The organism is Catellatospora sp. NPDC049133 (genome assembly GCF_040648455.1).
Lineage (GTDB): Bacteria > Actinomycetota > Actinomycetes > Mycobacteriales > Micromonosporaceae > Catellatospora > Catellatospora aurea.
Genome location: NZ_JBEZDT010000014.1, coordinates 133514 through 148770, shown reverse-complemented (window position 1 = coordinate 148770; position 15257 = coordinate 133514). Strand labels below are relative to the sequence as shown.

The 15257-nt window shown below is 69.0% G+C and carries 12 protein-coding genes, 4 tRNA genes and 1 other RNA gene; 7 read left to right on the top strand and 10 right to left on the bottom strand.

Annotation, left to right across the window (positions count from 1 at the left end; genetic code table 11):
* Positions 1 to 94 precede the first annotated feature (94 nt).
* The 5 genes from AB0B35_RS18295 to ffs form a co-directional block, all read right to left on the bottom strand.
* A complete protein-coding gene (locus AB0B35_RS18295; protein WP_361046615.1) occupies positions 95 to 1852 on the bottom strand; it encodes an ABC transporter substrate-binding protein in 1758 nt (585 codons plus the stop codon).
* Between the two features lie 69 nt (positions 1853 to 1921).
* A complete protein-coding gene (locus tag AB0B35_RS18290; protein ID WP_361046612.1) occupies positions 1922 to 2932 on the bottom strand; it encodes an ABC transporter permease in 1011 nt (336 codons plus the stop codon).
* A gap of 366 nt (positions 2933 to 3298) precedes the next feature.
* Positions 3299 to 3892, bottom strand: a complete 594-nt coding sequence (gene recR, locus AB0B35_RS18285) for a recombination mediator RecR (RefSeq protein ID WP_360523815.1) — start codon at positions 3890 to 3892, stop codon at positions 3299 to 3301.
* 12 nt (positions 3893 to 3904) lie between these two features.
* On the bottom strand, positions 3905 to 4210 hold the full coding sequence (locus AB0B35_RS18280; protein ID WP_361046663.1) for a YbaB/EbfC family nucleoid-associated protein: 306 nt from the start codon (positions 4208 to 4210) through the stop codon (positions 3905 to 3907).
* Between the two features lie 125 nt (positions 4211 to 4335).
* Positions 4336 to 4431, bottom strand: an RNA gene (ffs, locus tag AB0B35_RS18275) — signal recognition particle sRNA small type.
* A 60-nt stretch (positions 4432 to 4491) separates the two neighbouring features.
* On the opposite strand from ffs, the gene AB0B35_RS18270 reads away from it, so the two are divergent.
* Positions 4492 to 4576: transfer RNA gene (locus tag AB0B35_RS18270), tRNA-Ser, on the top strand.
* Between the two features lie 63 nt (positions 4577 to 4639).
* On the opposite strand, the gene AB0B35_RS18265 is transcribed toward AB0B35_RS18270, so the two are convergent.
* Entirely contained in the window at positions 4640 to 6964 is a 2325-nt protein-coding gene (locus AB0B35_RS18265) for a carboxypeptidase regulatory-like domain-containing protein (protein WP_361046610.1), read from the bottom strand.
* Between the two features lie 349 nt (positions 6965 to 7313).
* Here AB0B35_RS18265 and AB0B35_RS18260 point away from each other — a divergent pair, with 349 nt between their 5' ends.
* The 4 genes from AB0B35_RS18260 to deoD all read left to right on the top strand — a co-directional run bounded on the left by AB0B35_RS18260 (position 7314) and on the right by deoD (position 9431).
* On the top strand, positions 7314 to 7853 hold the full coding sequence (locus AB0B35_RS18260) for a hypothetical protein (protein WP_361046607.1): 540 nt from the start codon (positions 7314 to 7316) through the stop codon (positions 7851 to 7853).
* A 22-nt stretch (positions 7854 to 7875) separates the two neighbouring features.
* Positions 7876 to 7965, top strand: a tRNA-Ser gene (locus tag AB0B35_RS18255).
* A gap of 69 nt (positions 7966 to 8034) precedes the next feature.
* Complete coding sequence (locus tag AB0B35_RS18250) at positions 8035 to 8679, top strand: hypothetical protein (protein WP_361046604.1); 645 nt, start codon at positions 8035 to 8037, stop codon at positions 8677 to 8679.
* Positions 8680 to 8720: 41 nt separating this feature from the next.
* Positions 8721 to 9431: a purine-nucleoside phosphorylase gene (gene deoD, locus AB0B35_RS18245; protein ID WP_203698501.1), complete on the top strand. Its 711-nt coding sequence runs from the start codon at positions 8721 to 8723 to the stop codon at positions 9429 to 9431.
* Positions 9432 to 9499: 68 nt separating this feature from the next.
* Here deoD and AB0B35_RS18240 read toward each other — a convergent pair whose 3' ends face one another.
* The gene (locus tag AB0B35_RS18240; RefSeq protein ID WP_361046601.1) at positions 9500 to 10849 is read right to left on the bottom strand and encodes a DUF6114 domain-containing protein; all 1350 of its coding nucleotides are present in this window, start codon (positions 10847 to 10849) and stop codon (positions 9500 to 9502) included.
* 66 nt (positions 10850 to 10915) lie between these two features.
* Positions 10916 to 11542, bottom strand: coding sequence for a DUF6230 family protein (locus AB0B35_RS18235; protein ID WP_361046598.1), 627 nt, complete (start codon positions 11540 to 11542; stop codon positions 10916 to 10918).
* Positions 11543 to 12173: 631 nt separating this feature from the next.
* Here AB0B35_RS18235 and AB0B35_RS18230 point away from each other — a divergent pair.
* Positions 12174 to 12398 carry a winged helix-turn-helix domain-containing protein gene (locus AB0B35_RS18230; RefSeq protein ID WP_144119775.1) on the top strand — a complete coding sequence of 75 codons (225 nt, stop codon included), beginning with the start codon at positions 12174 to 12176 and terminating at the stop codon, positions 12396 to 12398.
* 154 nt (positions 12399 to 12552) lie between these two features.
* Here the strand turns inward: AB0B35_RS18230 and AB0B35_RS18225 are convergent.
* Positions 12553 to 12625: transfer RNA gene (locus AB0B35_RS18225), tRNA-Arg, on the bottom strand.
* 55 nt (positions 12626 to 12680) lie between these two features.
* Positions 12681 to 12771, bottom strand: a tRNA-Ser gene (locus AB0B35_RS18220).
* Between the two features lie 144 nt (positions 12772 to 12915).
* On the opposite strand from AB0B35_RS18220, the gene AB0B35_RS18215 reads away from it, so the two are divergent.
* A complete protein-coding gene (locus tag AB0B35_RS18215) occupies positions 12916 to 15216 on the top strand; it encodes a carboxypeptidase-like regulatory domain-containing protein (protein ID WP_361046595.1) in 2301 nt (766 codons plus the stop codon).
* Positions 15217 to 15257: the final 41 nt, after the last annotated feature.

Sequence of the window (15257 nt, the reverse complement as noted above, 5' to 3'; positions counted from 1 at the left end):
CCGGTCCGGCCGGGCGTGAACCCGACCGGACCGGCCACCCTGCGCCTTCACCTACCTTTGGTAATTGCCAGGTGGGTTGGAGCAGGTGTGCTGCTTACTGCGCCACACCCATGGAGAGGTAGTCGTACTGACCGAACGCCTCGTTGACGAACACGTTGGTCACGCCCTTGCCACGCAGCGTCAGAGCCTTGGCCCAGACACCCGGCAGGATGACCGCCTCTTCCATGACGCGCTTGTCGATCTGCGCCCAGAGCGCTTCGCGCTTCTTGACGTCGGTCTCGGCCAGCGCCTGGTCGATCATCTGGTCGACCTCGGGGATCATGACGGAGAGGTTGGACGAACCACCCGACTCGCGGATGACCCGGCTGTCCACGATCTGCGACAGGAAGCCGTAGCCGTCGTTCCAGTCCGCGCCCCAGCCGTTGACCATCAGGCCCAGGCCGGTGGACGGGCTGTTGCGGTAGGACGGCTTGCCGGCGTACAGCGAGAAGTAGTCGCCGACCGGGAAGCCCTTCAGGGTGACCTTGATGCCCACGCGGGCCAGCGCCTGCTGGAACGCCTCGGCGGTCGCCTTCTCCTTGGGACGCTCGGCCCGGAAGCCCATCGTCACCTCGAAGCCGTCCTTCTTGCCGCAAGCCTCGAGCGAAGCCTTGGCCTTCTCGAGGTCACCCTTGTTGTCCGCACCCGCCGGGTAGACGTTGGTCGGCGCGTAGCCCGGGATCTGCGGCGGCATGATGCTGGTAGCGATCTGGCCACCCGCGAACTCGCCACCGAAGGCGGCCTGGTACGAGGTGCGGTCCATCGCGTACATGACAGCCTCGCGGCACTCCTTCTTGTCGAAGGGAGCGACCTTGGGGTTGATCGAGGTGTACCAGAGGCGGGCGACCGACGGGTTGTCGGCGTACGCCTTCTTGTCGGCGTCCTGCAGCACCTTCGGCAGCGCGGCCGGCTGCACACCGGTACCCGCGATGTCGACGTGCAGGTCACCCGAGATCAGCTGGTTGTCGATGTCGTCGGCGTTCAGGCCGATCTTGACGTCGTACGCGTCCGGCAGAGCCTTGCGGTTCGGGTCGGTCGCCTTGTCCCAGTTCGGGTTGCGCTTGAGCGTGAAGCCCTTGCCCGCCTCGTACTTGTCGAACATGTACGGGCCGGAAGCGACGACGTGCTCCTTGTACTTCACACCGGTGTCCTTCGCGGCCGGCACCGGCACGGTCGCCGGCAGCATCGCGAAGTAGTCGAAGCCGCCGAAGGCCTGCTTCAGGTGGAAGACGATGGTCTGGTCGTCCGGGGTCTCGATCGCCTTGGTGTCGGCGGCCTTGTCCTTGAACGGGCCCTTGTAGCCGGCCTCGAGCGCCAGGAAGTCGTTGAAGTAGGTGTAGCCGTTGACCAGCACCTCCTTGTCCATCGACCGCATGACCGCGTACTTCACGTCCTTGGCCGTGATCGGCGTGCCGTCCTCGAACTTGACGCCGGCCCGCAGCTTGTACGTCCAGGTCTTGCCGCCGTCGCTGGGCACACCCAGCGTCTCGGCGAGGTCCGGGACGAGCTCGCCGCTGGCAGCGCCCGGCGCGGGCTTGAACATGACCAGCGAGCGACCGTAGAGGCGCAGCAGGTTCCAGGAGAGGCCGTAGTAGGTGTCGCCGGGGTCAACCGAGTCCCAGTCGGACGAGATGGCCATCTTGAGCGTGCCACCCGGCTTGTCAGACGGGTTGAACACCGAGGTGAGCGCGGCGTTGAACTCCGGCTTCGCCTCATTGGTCTTCGGAGTTTCCTCACCGGAGCCGCAAGCTGCGGTCACCGCGAGTGCGAAGACGGCCGAGGCCGCCGCCAGCACCCTTCCCTTGTTTCTCACTAACTTCCTCCCTGGGGGGAACGGTTCGTGTCTCGAACCGCGCTGTGGGTGGTGTTGCGTTGGCTGGGGTCAGCGCTTGCTCTTGGGATCGAGCGCGTCGCGGAGTCCGTCGCCGAAGAGGTTGAAGGCCAGCACGGTGATGAAGATCGCCATGCCGGGGAAGAACATGAAGTGGACCACCGAGTTGCGCGCCGCGTCGGCCAGCAGGCCGCCCCAGGTGACGCCGGGCTCGCCGACGACCTGGCGCTGCACGCCGACGCCGAGGAAGGACAGCGCGGCCTCGAACAGGATGTTCGTGGGGATGAGCAGGGTGGCGTACACCAGGATGGGCGCCACCAGGTTCGGCAGCATCTCCTTGACGATGATGTACGGCCCGCGGGCGCCCAGGCTGCGGGCGGCGTCCACGAACTCGCGCTCGCGCAGCGACAGCGTCTGCCCGCGCACGATCCGGGCGATGTACGGCCAGTTGAAGAAGCCGATGATGAAGATCAGCAGGGCGATGCGCAGCGAGTTGCCGGACAGCCCGAACGCCCGGTCGGGCAGCACGCCGACCAGGGCGATCGCGAACAGCAGCAGCGGGAACGCCAGGAAGACGTTCATCAGGAAGCTGATGACGGTGTCCACGATGCCGCCGAAGAAGCCCGCGATCACGCCGAGGGCGGAGCCGATGAGCACCGACACCAGGGTGGCGAGGAAGGCGATCAGCAGCGACACCCGGGCGCCGTAGACGACCTCGCTGAACAGGTCACGGCCGTTCTGCGGCTCCAGCCCGAAGAGGAAGTCGCCGCTCATCCCGCTGTTCTCGAAGAACAGGAAGTCGCCGCGGGGCAGGCCGCCCAGTTCCGCCGCGAGCAGGTCGGCGTCCTGGTGGAACTCGTTCGGGGGGTGGCCGAACCAGCTGACGATCAGCGGCGCGAAGACCGCCATCAGGATCAGCAGGATCACCACCACGCCGCCGGCCATGGCCGCCTTGTCGCGCTTGAGGCGCGTCCAGGCGATGCGGCCGAGGGAGCGTCCCTCGATCGCCTTCGCGGGTGCCTTGGTCCCCTCAGGGGCCGAGGTTTCGGTTCGCGTGGCCATATACCGGCTGCCTCCCTGCGGAGGCGACGACGTCGCACCGGTCTGCCCGGACGGGCGGGGGCGGTGCGCCGCGCGCGACATCCGCTCGGTTGTTACCTGCGTGATTCGCGCCGCCCGACCCTCTGTCCACCGTGGGGGCGGTCGGATGACAGGGCGACAGCGGTGGAGTGTGGTGCACGCCACCGCATGATCAGAGCATTCTTCGCAAGTTCGCCCGGCGTCAAGTTCACAGGGTGCCTGTAACCAAGTTCAGGCCGGTCCGTGATGAGGGCGTTATAAAAAACGGACGCGAGGTACGAAGAAAATCGCAGGTAAAAGCCAAGAAGATATCGAGCTATGCGAATCTTTGCGAGATTGGCGGGCCGCTCAGAGGGTCCGTCGGCCCTCAAAAGCGCGACCCAGAGTGATCTCGTCGGCGTATTCGAGGTCGCCGCCGACGGGCAGACCGCTCGCCAACCGGGACACCGTGATGCCCATCGGCTTGACCAGGAGCGCGAGATACGTCGCCGTCGCCTCGCCCTCGGTGTTCGGGTCGGTGGCGAGGATCAGCTCGGTCACCTGACCCGAGCTGAGCCGGGCCATCAGCTCCCGGATGCGCAGGTGGTCGGGCCCGATGCCCTCCAGCGGATTGATCGCCCCGCCGAGCACGTGGTAGCGGCCGCGGAACTCGTTGGTCCGCTCGATCGCCACGACGTCCTTGGGCTCCTCGACCACACACAGCGCGTCCTCACGCCGCCGCGGGTCGCGGCAGATGCGGCACTGCTCCTCCTCGGCGACGTTGAAGCAGAGCACGCAGAAGCGCACCTGCTCCTTGACCCGGGACAGCGCGGCGGCCAGCCGCTTGATGTCGGTCGGATCGGCCGACAGCACGTGGAACGCGATGCGCTGGGCGCTCTTCGGCCCCACTCCGGGCAGCCGGCCGAGCTCGTCGATGAGGTCCTGGATCGCGCCTTCGTACACGGTCGGCCGGGCCTAGAAGGGGAGGCCCATGCCGCCGAGACCGGCGGAGAGCGGACCCATCTTCTGCTCGGTCAGCTTGCGCACCTCGTCGGCGGCGTTGGTGAACGCGGCGGACACCAGGTCCTCCAGCGTCTCGACGTCGTCCGGGTCGACCGCCTTCGGGTCGATGGAGATGCTGCGGAACTCGCCGGAACCGGTCATCTTCACGGTGACCAGGCCGCCCCCGGCCGTGCCGGTGACCTCTGCCTCCGCCAGCGCCGCCTGCGCCGAGGCGAGCTGCGCCTGCATCTTCTGCGCCTGCTTCATCAGCTGCTGCATGTTCGGCTGTCCACCCGGCCGCATCGCCGCACTCCTCTAACAGTCACCCGTCGGATGTCGCCCTCAGCCTAGTCCCCGCCACCGTCACCAGGCGTTGATCATGAAGGCGAGCGGCGTGCGCGGGCATGAAAGGGCCCCCGTGCACCCGGTATTGCCTGCTTATCCTTGCTGCCTTCCGGCCCTGGGGAGGTTCACAGGGTGCCGCCGCACGGGGGCAAGTCAAACTGTACCCGGCGGGGGTGCACGTGCCGACTCCGACCCCGGTATGTATCCTTCTCGACGGAGGATTCGCCTAGAGGCCTAGGGCGCACGCTTGGAAAGCGTGTTGGGATAAAACCCTCACGAGTTCGAATCTCGTATCCTCCGCTCACTGAGCAGCAACGTACAGGAGCCCGGATCACCACGATCCGGGCTCCTGGCGTTTCCGGGTCAGCTGTACGGGTAGACCACGACCTTCTCGCCGGTCGTCGGGATCGACACCGTCTTGGCGCTGTCGAAGTCGGTCCCGCCGTACCAGCCCTGGCCGGGCAGGCCGCCCGCGAACTCCAGCTTCACCTGCTGGCCGCCCATCACGCGGTAGACCGCCTGGCCGCCGGCCTGCTGGACCCAGACGAAGCCGGCCACGTCGCCGTTGCTGTTGTTGTACGCGACCGCGAAGCCGCCGGCCGGTGAGCCGGTCGCCGTCACCTTGACCAGGGCGCCCAGGGCGAGCTGCTGGTCGAACGTGGTGGTCTGCCCCGCGGTGACCGGCACCAGGATGGCGCTCTGCCGCCGGTGGGCGGCCCCGCTCCACTGGAACGCGTGCGTCGACGTCTGGAAGCTCAGCGGCCACGAGTACGGCCCCAGGAAGTCGATCGTGTACCGGCCCTGGGTGTCGACGGCCACCCGGCCCTGACCGGCATCGCCGATCACGGGGGTGACGACGGCGACGGTCCCGCTGGTCACCGGCGCACCGTCGGCACCGGTCACGACGCCCGTGACGGAGCCCTTGCGATCCATGTAGATCTTGTGGATGTCCTTGCGCTCCCCGGCCGCCACGACCACGTTGCGAGCCAGGTCCTGGCTGCCGGTGCCACCGGTGAGACCCACCCACTGCGCGCCGTACGCCGAGCCCGGGCCGGGCAGCGCGAACACCTGGTAGGTGCCCGCCGCGACGTCGAGCACGACCTCGCCGTCGGCACCGCTCTCGCCCGCGCAGCCCTCGAAGAGCCGGAACTTGGTCTTGGTCTGCGTGAACAGGCACACGCCCGCCACCGGCGCACCCGTGGCCGCGTCGACGACCTTGGCCCGCAGCGAGCCGTACGGCACGAGCGTCAGCTCGATCGCGGCCTGCTGCCCGGCCACCACGGTCACCGGAGCGACCTGCTCCAGCGGCTGGTAGCCCGAGGCGTAGACGGCCGGCTGCCAGGTGCCCACGGGCAGCTCGGACAGCGTCGCGACGCCGTCCACCGCGTCAGTGGAGTACGAGCCGGCCTGCACGTAGAAATCGGCGACCGGCGCACCGGTGACGGAGTTCTTCGCGGTGATCCGGATGCTGCCGGTGGCCAGCCGGGAGTCGTCGACCACGACGTTCTGTCCCGCCGTGACGGTGAACTCGTCCGCCGCCTCGCGGCTCGTCTTGCCGTACGCGTACTGGGTGAAGTTGTGCTGCCAGCTGAAGAACATCGCCGAGTACTCGCCGACGAGCAGCCCGTCGACCTGCCAGTCGCCGTTCGCGTCCGTGCGCCCGCTATAGGTGCCCGCGTACTCGTCGATGAGCGACACCTCCACTCCGGCCATGCCGTTGCCCTCGGCGTCGGTGAACCTGCCGCTCGCCGAGCCGGTCGGCAGCAGCGTCTCGTCCACCGCGGTCACGTTGCCCGCGGTGACGGTGAACAGCTGCGCCTCGGCCGCCAGCCGCTTGCCGGGCACGTACTGCAGGACTGAGTGGTCCGAGTCGAACGGGATCATCACCCGGTACGCGCCGGAGAGCACGTCGATCCGGTACCGGCCGTCGGCGTCGGTGCCGGCGTACCCGGCATAGCCGTCATCAGGCCCGCGGAGCAGGACGTCGGTGCCGGCCGCCGGTGTGCCGTCGGCCCGGACGATCCGGCCCGCAACCGCTCCCAGCGGCAGCTCCGTCTCGTCGACGGTGACGGTCTGGCCGGCCGCCAGCGAGAAGATCTGCGCCAGGCTGTGGTCGAGCTTGCCCGGGACGTACTGGTCCTGGGAGCCCACCTTGAAGGCGACACGGTATGCACCCGTCGGCAGCACGGCCTGGTAAGCGCCGGTCGCGTCGGTCTCGGTGAACTGCCAGATGCCGGAGGGCTCGGAACTGAAGGTCACCGTGCGGTGGGGCAGGCCGTTGCCGGCGGCGTCGATGAACCTGCCGGTGATCGTGCCGACTGCGATGAGCGTGTCGTTGACCACGGTGGTCGCGCCCGCGGCGACGGTGAACTCGGCCGCGCTCTCGTAGGTGGGGGTGTGGTAGGCGTACTGCCAGGGTCGGCCTGGCGGGTTGAAGCGAACCTGGTAGCCGCTGCCCGGCGGCAGGTCGGCGATCACGTAGTCGCCGTTGGCGTCGGTCTCGGCCGCGCCGAAGCCGGCGCCACTGGCCTCGACGTGGGCGTTGGCGACGGGCTGGCCACCGTCGGTGAGCCGGCCGGTGATCGTGCCGGTGTCGGGGTCCGCGTGCGCGGCGGCGGCCAGTCCCGTGGTGGCGACCGTCGCGGCGAGCAGCATGATTCCGACCCGGCGCAGCAGATGTCTGCGCATGCGTCCTCGTGGGGTGAGTGGTGGGCGGAGCACACGCACGGGGTGATGTCGGACCCCCGTGAGCGCCGACACCATAGCGGCCGGAACCGACCGTCCGTTGTCCCTAGGTCGGGCCTCCCCCGGCGACAGACGTGAAATTTTTTACCCGCGATGCGCTGCCCGGTTCGTGCCTGTCCGAAGGTATTCGCACCGCATAGCCGCACGCAGGAGTGAATGAACATGCCGTCCCGCAGACCCGAGAAAGCCTCAGCGTGAAGTGGCAGTTACGGAATGTAGTCGTATAGTCGAGGGCACGACCTCACCCCCGGTGGGAGTCGCCTCACAGGCCGGTGTCTTTAGGGGGACAGCCATGCGTGGAGCTTTCGCCCTCGCGACCGTCATGCTGCTGGGCGGCGCGTGTGCCCAGGCGACACAGGGCCCCGCCACCCCGGAACAGGGGCCGGTAGTCAGCGCGACGCCGGTGGTCCAAGGCCCGGACATCGTGCACCTGCAGGGCGTACGTGACGTGCGCTTCGGCGCCAAGCGCGCCGAACTCGAACACCGCCTGGACAAGGCACGCACCGGCTGCAGCACGCAGGTCACCGGCATGCCGCAGGGCAATCTCGTCTTCGCCGCCGACGACCGCCTGGTCATGATGTGGTTCGACGCGCCGCTGCGCACCCCGGAGGGCGTGCACACCGGCAGCACCGTGCAGGAGGCGCGGGCGGCCTACCCGAAGGCGGAGGTGCTGACCGCGCCCGCGGGCAGCCACCGCTTCGACGGGCTGCTGGTCACCGAGGGCGACCGCGGCTACCTGTTCCTGCACGACGGGACCACCGTGCAGAAGGCCGTGGCCGGTTACGGGGAGTACCTGACCCGGCTCTTCAATACCGGTTTCGGGACCTGCTGAACCCTCGTGTAGAGTCTTCGGCGGTGGCGTGTCCGAGCGGCCTAAGGAGCACGCCTCGAAAGCGTGTGAGGGGGTAACTCCTCCGAGGGTTCAAATCCCTCCGCCACCGCCAACGGCAGAACGCCCGGCAGTCCTTCACGGACAGCCGGGCGTTCTCCTTTACCCACCCCGAAAGAGCACCATGCCTGAGACCGCTGTACCCGAGTCCGCCCTGCCCGGCTCCCCCGAGCCGCCGCCCGCGGCGCGTTCCCGGCGCACCGCTGTGATCGTGGGGCTCGCGGTCGACGGCCTGCTGCTAGGCGGTGTGGGGGCGGCGCTGGCGGCCCGGTCCGTGCTCGCCGAGCCGGAACCCCGGCAGATCTCGGTCACCGCCCCGCCGACGCTCGGCGGCCGTCCCCGCATCGTCGACGAGCGCGGCATGGAGACCCTGCTCAAAGCCCTGCCCGACCTGGTCCGCAAGGAGGGGGTGCACCGGACCGGCAGCTTCTACCGCGGCGCGGACGGCGAGTACGGGCTGCTCATGTACGCCCAGGTGGGTGGCTTCGCGAGTGAAGAGGTCGCGTTCGACAACCTGTTCGCCGGGATGGGCGAGACCGGCTTCCCGGTGCTCGGCATCGCCGACGTGCCGCCCGGCCCGCTCGGCGGACGCGCCGCCTGCGGCACGGTGACGGTCGCCGAGCTCGGCAAGGTGCTGCCGGCGTGCGGCTGGGCCGACCGGGAGAGCTACGGCTGGATTCTCTGGTACTCCTCGACCGTCGAGCAGGCGCGGGCCGAGTTCGCCGGTATGCGCGGGCAGATCGAGCTGGTGCGGCCGTCCGGGGCCTGATCTGCCGCCGGGGCACTGCGGCCACGTGGGAAGATCGCGTCATGAGTACGCATATCGGCGCCAAGCCTGGTGAGATCGCGGACCGGGTCCTCATGCCGGGCGACCCGCTTCGGGCCAAATGGATCGCGGAGAACTACCTCGAGGACGCCAAGTGCTACTCGACGGTGCGCAACATGTTCGGTTTCACCGGCACCTACCAGGGCACCCGGGTCTCGGTGCAGGGCTCCGGGATGGGCATGCCCTCGGCCTCCATCTACGCCCACGAGCTGATCAACGAGTACGGCGTGAAGACGCTGATCCGGGTGGGTTCCTGCGGGGCCCTGGCCGAGTCGCTGAACCTGCGCGACGTGGTCGCCGCGATCGGGTCGAGCACCGACTCGAACATGAACCGGATGCGGTTCGACGGCCTGATCGACTACGCGCCTGTGGCCAACTTCGAGCTGCTCCGCAAGGCCGTCGAGGTGGCCGAGCAGCGCGGCATCACCATGCGCGTCGGCCCGATCCTGGCCGCGGACGCCTTCTACACCGACCGCCCCGACCTGTACGACACCCTCGCCGACTACGGCGTGCTCGCGGTGGAGATGGAGTCGGCGGCGCTGTACACGATCGCGGCCCGCTACGACGCGCGGGCGCTGACCATCCTCACCGTCAGCGACCACATCAAGCGCGGCGAGGCCACCACGGCGCAGGAGCGCGAGCAGACGTTCTCGCAGATGGTCGAGATCGCGCTCGACACCGTCGTCGCCGGCTGATCCACCCTCACCCACGACGAAGGCCCCCGGCCGCGGAGCGCTCCGCGGCCGGGGGCCTTACCCTGTGTTCAGATCTTGTGCTCGTCGATCTTCATGTCGGGTGCCCGCAGCTTGGGCGAGTCGACGTACACCAGGTCGATCACCGGGTCGGTGAAGAAGACCAGCGGCGGCGTCAGCAGCGGCGGCTCGTCCGGCGAGTAGTCCACGTCCAGCACGCCGAGGGCCTTGCCCCGGAACCGGCTGGTGTAGAAGTACACCCGGTCGCCCTCCACCGTGAGCTTGGGCGTGGTGATGTCGGTGACCCAGCTGTCCTTGCCGTACACCCGCAGCCGGAAGTCGTTGGTGTCCGACTTGTCCATGGAGAACCGGAGGGTCCGCACGGTCCCACCGTCCTTCGTGGGCAGTTCCACGATCCCGTCGAAGGTGAGCCCGTACATCGTCACCCGGCTGCCGGTCATGAGCGCGGGGCGCTCGGCGACCGGCTGCTGGCCGCGGGCGGCCTTGAGGGTCGGCGCGGGCGACGGGGTGGGGCTGCCGGACGGGTCGGGCGAGGCCGACCCGCTCGGCGACGGGCTGCCGGAAGGCTCCGGCTTCGGGGAGGCCGACGGCTTCGGCCCCCCGGTCGGTGACGGCTCCGGGGAAGGGCACGGCTCCGGTGACGGCGATGCCGACGGCGACGCGCTCGGCGACGCCTGGTCGGCGCCGAGCAGGCCGCCGACCGCCTCGACGATGCCGCCGATGATCTCGCGTACCGGCCCGGTCCGGGCCGCCGTCTGGGTGGTGCCGCAGTCCGCGGCACGCGCGGGCTGCTGTGCGACGACCAGGCTGAGCGCGCTGGTCGCCAGCGTCGCCACGGCGATCACCATGGCGGCGTGGCGCGGGCCGCCCCGGCGCTCGTCGACGACGGTCTCGTCGGCGGCGGGCTGCCGGGGGCCGGGCACACCGTCGCGCAGCGGGTTCACCGCTTGCGGCAGGGTGTCCGTCATCGGCCCGTCGAGCAGGCCGTCCATGTCCGCGTGCTGGTCGCCGTCCGGCTCCGGCTCGCCGCCGTCCCCCGCGTCGCCGCCCGGCTCGGCCGGGTTCCACGCGAAGATCAGGCCGCCACCGGCGATGCCGAGCAGCGTCCCGAGGAACCAGCCGCCCAGGTTCACCGCGAGCAGTGAGTAGATCGCTACGAACACGGCGATCAGCCCGTAGAACATCCGCTGCGCGGGCGTGAACCAGGCCAGCAGCCCGGCCAGCACCAGCATCAGCGGGATGAGCAGCGCCTGGAAGCCGTTGATGCCGACGCTGAGGGTGGCCCCGTCCAGGGTCATCTTCGTGGTGGCGATGATCTCCACGCCGGCCAGTGCGGCCAGCAGACCACCCCAGAACGGCCGGCTGCGCCGCCAGGCGCTGAACCGTTGCCACAGGGTCACGGGTGCCTCCAAGAATCCGGGTGACCGGGAACGTGCCTAGCCAACACGTCCCCGGTCGGGAGCAGCTCAGTCAGCGAAGCAGCCAGTGCTGTCCATGGAGACCGTCAGCGACAGCCCGTTCAGCGCGAACGTGCCGGCCTGGGTCAGCCGTGCGACCTGCTTCACGCCCTGGATCTCGGCCTTGTCGGCCTCCTGGCCGAACAGGCCGGCCTGGCCGTGGTGGGTGCCGCCGGCCGTCAGCTCGGAAGCGTCGGCACCGATGTTGATGTTGGTGAACACCGCGTCACCGGCCAGGCTGTCCATGCCGATGAGCAGGTCCTTCGCCTTCACCGGCGCGCCGTCCTCACGGCCGGCCCGGATGAAGAGCGTGACGTTGCCCAGGCCCGGGATCGGCGTGGTCACCGACTGGCACAGGTTGGTCAGCGTCGCGTCCTTGATCGCCGACATCGCCACCGGGTGCGGCGTGCCGTTCTTCTCGAAGACCACGCTGCCGTACTGGCTGAAGCCGTTGGCCACCAGGGCGTCCGCCGAGATCTTGGCGGTCTGCCCGGAGACGTGGAAGGTGACCGGGACGGCGCCGTTGGCCACGCCGGCCATCAGGCCGGAGACCGCGATGGTCGCCGGGATCACCACGGCGGCGAAGCGCCGCCATCTGGTACGCCCCAGTACCAGATTGCCTTGCGAGTCCTTCACAGGGACCTCCTCGCGATGGTTTCGTCCCGCGGCACTCCGCCTGCGGGGTCTGTCTTCGCCGTGCGCAGGGTGAGGCCGCGCCGGGGTGCCGACGATGTTTCCGCCTTATGACGCGGACCACAAGTGGCAAGCTACTGACCAGTAACAGCGGGTGGTGTGCCGACACGGTGATCACTACGCAACGTCATCAGTGATCTCGGATTTCTTCCGAGAGGCCCGTTTCGCGAGTGGCAGCGATCACACACCGTCTAGATTTACCGATCAGTAACGGTTTGGTAACGGCGCTGTGCGCAGCGGGTTTCCCTCGACCGAATGGCCAGGTCCGGACGCCGACTGGATCTTATATAGACATCCGACCATGCCATTGCGGACAGCCGCGCGGCGGCGCGCCCATGGAGGGCGCGGCGGCTCACACCAACCCGGATGCGGCCGCCGCGCCCGGCGTACCGCCTACGCGTCCCTCGCAGCAGTCGGCACACCATCGGTCTCTCTTCCCGTGGGGTGCGAGCCATGGGAGAGAGACCGCCATCACCATAAACGAGCTAGTTGACTATGTCTAGATATCCAGCTGAAGAGTTGATTCGGGGCGAGTGACGGTGATCTACTACTGAAGCGAGCCATGGGAGATGGTATGACCGCGAAGTACGAACGGCTGGCTAACGCCATCCGCGAGAAGATCCGCTCGGGGGAGCTGAAGCCGGGCGACAAACTGCCGTCCATCAGCCAGATCCGAGAGGAGTACCAGATCAGCTACGGTTCGGTCCGCGGCGCGATGCTGGTGCTCAAGGCCGAGGGCCTGATCGAGGGACGCCAAGGGGACGGAGTCTTCGTCAAAGACCCCAACCGCAAGGACTGACCCTCCGACGCCTGCACGCCCGCGCCGCCACGGTGGTGCGGGCGCGACGGCGTGTGCGCCGGATCGGCCACGCGCACCCGCCTCGCACGAAACCCGCACCTCAGGCCGGAAACGCAAACGCCCCCCTGAACATTGCTGCTCAGGGGGGCTTCTGTGCGCCCGAAGGGACTCGAACCCCTAACCTTCTGATCCGTAGTCAGATGCTCTATCCGTTGAGCTACGGGCGCTTGGTGCGGGATCAGCATACACGGCCGGATTCCCGGTCGTTCAGGTGGTCCTGCGCGGAGGCTCCGGGATTCGAACCCGGGAGGGGCTTTAAGACCCCAACCGCATTAGCAGTGCGGCGCCATAGACCGAACTAGGCGAAGCCTCCTTGGCGGTCCGCGGGTTTCCCCGATGACCACCGACGCAGAAGAATACCGTGCCCCCACGGCCTTGAGCAAAACGGATACCGTGTCGCGCACGGGGACTTCCCCGCGCTGTGTTCAACCCCTCCTTCTCACCAGTCGAGGACCACATGCGCAGGACACTGCGCCGGCTCGGACTCGTGCTGCTCGCTGCGACCGTCGCCACCACGGGATTTGCCGCGCCAGCCCACGCCGATCCGGACACCGGCACCATCACCGGACACCTCACCGACAACGGCCAACCCGTCGCCGACGCCCAGGTCAACGCATACGGCGACGGATGGGGCTCGGCCACCACCGACGCGACCGGACGGTACGAGATCACCGGGCTGACGCCCGGCTCGTACGTCGTTCAGTTCCAGGCCGCGGGCCACCCGGAGCAGTACGCCCACAACGCCCGCACCTGGGACGAGGCGGCCCAGATCCCGGTCACCGCCGGGGGTGTCACCACCGCCGACGAGACCCTGCTCCCGTACGGGAGCATCACCGGCCGCCTGGCCGACGCCGACGGCAACGGCCTCAGCGCGTGGGTCAGCGCGCAGAGCGAGACCGGTCTGAGCTCCTCCACCTGGACCTCGGACGGCAACTACACGCTCGGCGTGCACGCCGGCCGCTACCAGGTGCAGTTCCAGTTCGGCAACGGCACCTCCCAGTGGGCGTACGGCAAGCGCGACAACGGCGACGGCACGTTCTTCGACGTCGCCGTCGGCCAGTCGGTCACCGTGAACGACACCAAACTGCCGACCGGCAGCGTGGCCGGCCAGATCACCGCCGTCGACGGCGGCCCCGTCTTCGGCGCCGAAGTCCAGCTGTTCGGGACCGACGGCAGCTACGGCCCGAGCGCACGCACCGAAGCCGACGGGACCTACCTCATCGACGGCGTGTTCGTCGGCGACTGGCGGGTGCGCGTGACCCGCGAGTCCGGCCTGCAGCAGTGGTACCCGAACGTGTGGACCGAGCAGGCTGCCGGGTCCGTCGCGGTGACGGCCGGCAACGTGCGCACGGTGAACCAGCAGCTGCTGCCGACCGGGTCGCTCTCCGGGCGCTTCACCGACGCGGGCGGCAACGGGCTGGCCGACGTGCAGGTCGGCCTGCAGTACGCCGACGGCAACTGGCTGGACGCCTCGACGACCACCGACGCGGACGGCGCCTACTCCTTCCCCGAGCTGCCCACGGCCCAGTACGTGGTGCGGTTCGACGGCGGGAACGGCGTCGACCAGTGGGCGCACGGCAAGACCAGCTTCGGCTCCGCCGACCGGGTCACCGTCACGGCCGGCCAGAACACCGTGGTCGACGACGTCAAGCTGCCCAGCGGCAGCCTGCGGGTGACGGCCAAGAACGCGCTCACCGGCGCCGCGATCGACACGTTCTCGGTGTACGTCGGCATCCACTCGGCGGACACCGACAACGGCGTGGTCACCTTCGCCGACCTGCGGGCCGGGGACTACCTGGTGAACTCGTGGGCCAGCGGTTACGCGTCGGCGGACGTCCCGGTCACCATCACCGCGGGCCAGCAGTCCACGATCACGCTGCTGCTGACCCCGCAGGCCACGTTGACCGTCAAGGTCGTGGACAAGGCGACCGGCCGGCCGCTGGCCGGCGTCTGCGTCGTCACGATCGAGCCGGCCCACCCGACGGTGCCGGACGGCTGCGGTGACCTCACCGGCGCTGACGGCAAGGTCACCATGAACGAGGACCCGGGCAAGGTGCAGCTGTTCGCCTTCCCGGCCGAAGCGCCCGGTTATGGCGCGCAGTGGCTCGGCGCCAACGGGGGCACCGGCCTGCAGGGTCAGGCGCGCGACTTCACCCTCACCGCCGGGCAGACCTTCACCGCGCCGACGATCAAGATGGACCGGGCCGGCACGATCACCGGCAAGGTCACCACGAAGACCGGTGCCATCCAGTACGGCACGGTCCGGGCGCTGGACGAGAGCTTCAACATCGGCGGCGGGATCGGCTCGGTCGAGGTCGGCGCGGACGGTCGGTACACCATCGACTTCCTCGGGCCGTACCAGTGGCCGCTGCTGTTCAAGGCGCTGGACCACGCTCCCCAGTGGAGCGGCGGCACCGGCAACCGGTTCATCTCCGAGCGGATCACGGTGACGGCCGGCCAGACCACCACCTACGACTACAAGATGACCCGGGGCAACCTGATCACCGTCAAGATCCCGGGCCTGCTCGACAACGGTTTCATCGTGGTCGAGAACGCTGCCGCGGGCGACATCTCCGGCGCGGGCTGGACCGAGCAGAACTTCGCCGAGGGGGCGACGTTCCGGGTGCTCGGCCCGCAGACGGTGAAGATCCGCTGGATCGGCAGCGAGGGATGGAGCTGGTGGGGCGGCACCGACCGGGCGAGCGCCACGCCGGTGTCCGTTCCGGCGGGCGGCAACACGGTGATCGTGCTCAGCTGAGCAGGCCACTCGCGAGAACGGCGGGGCCGGGACGGTGACGT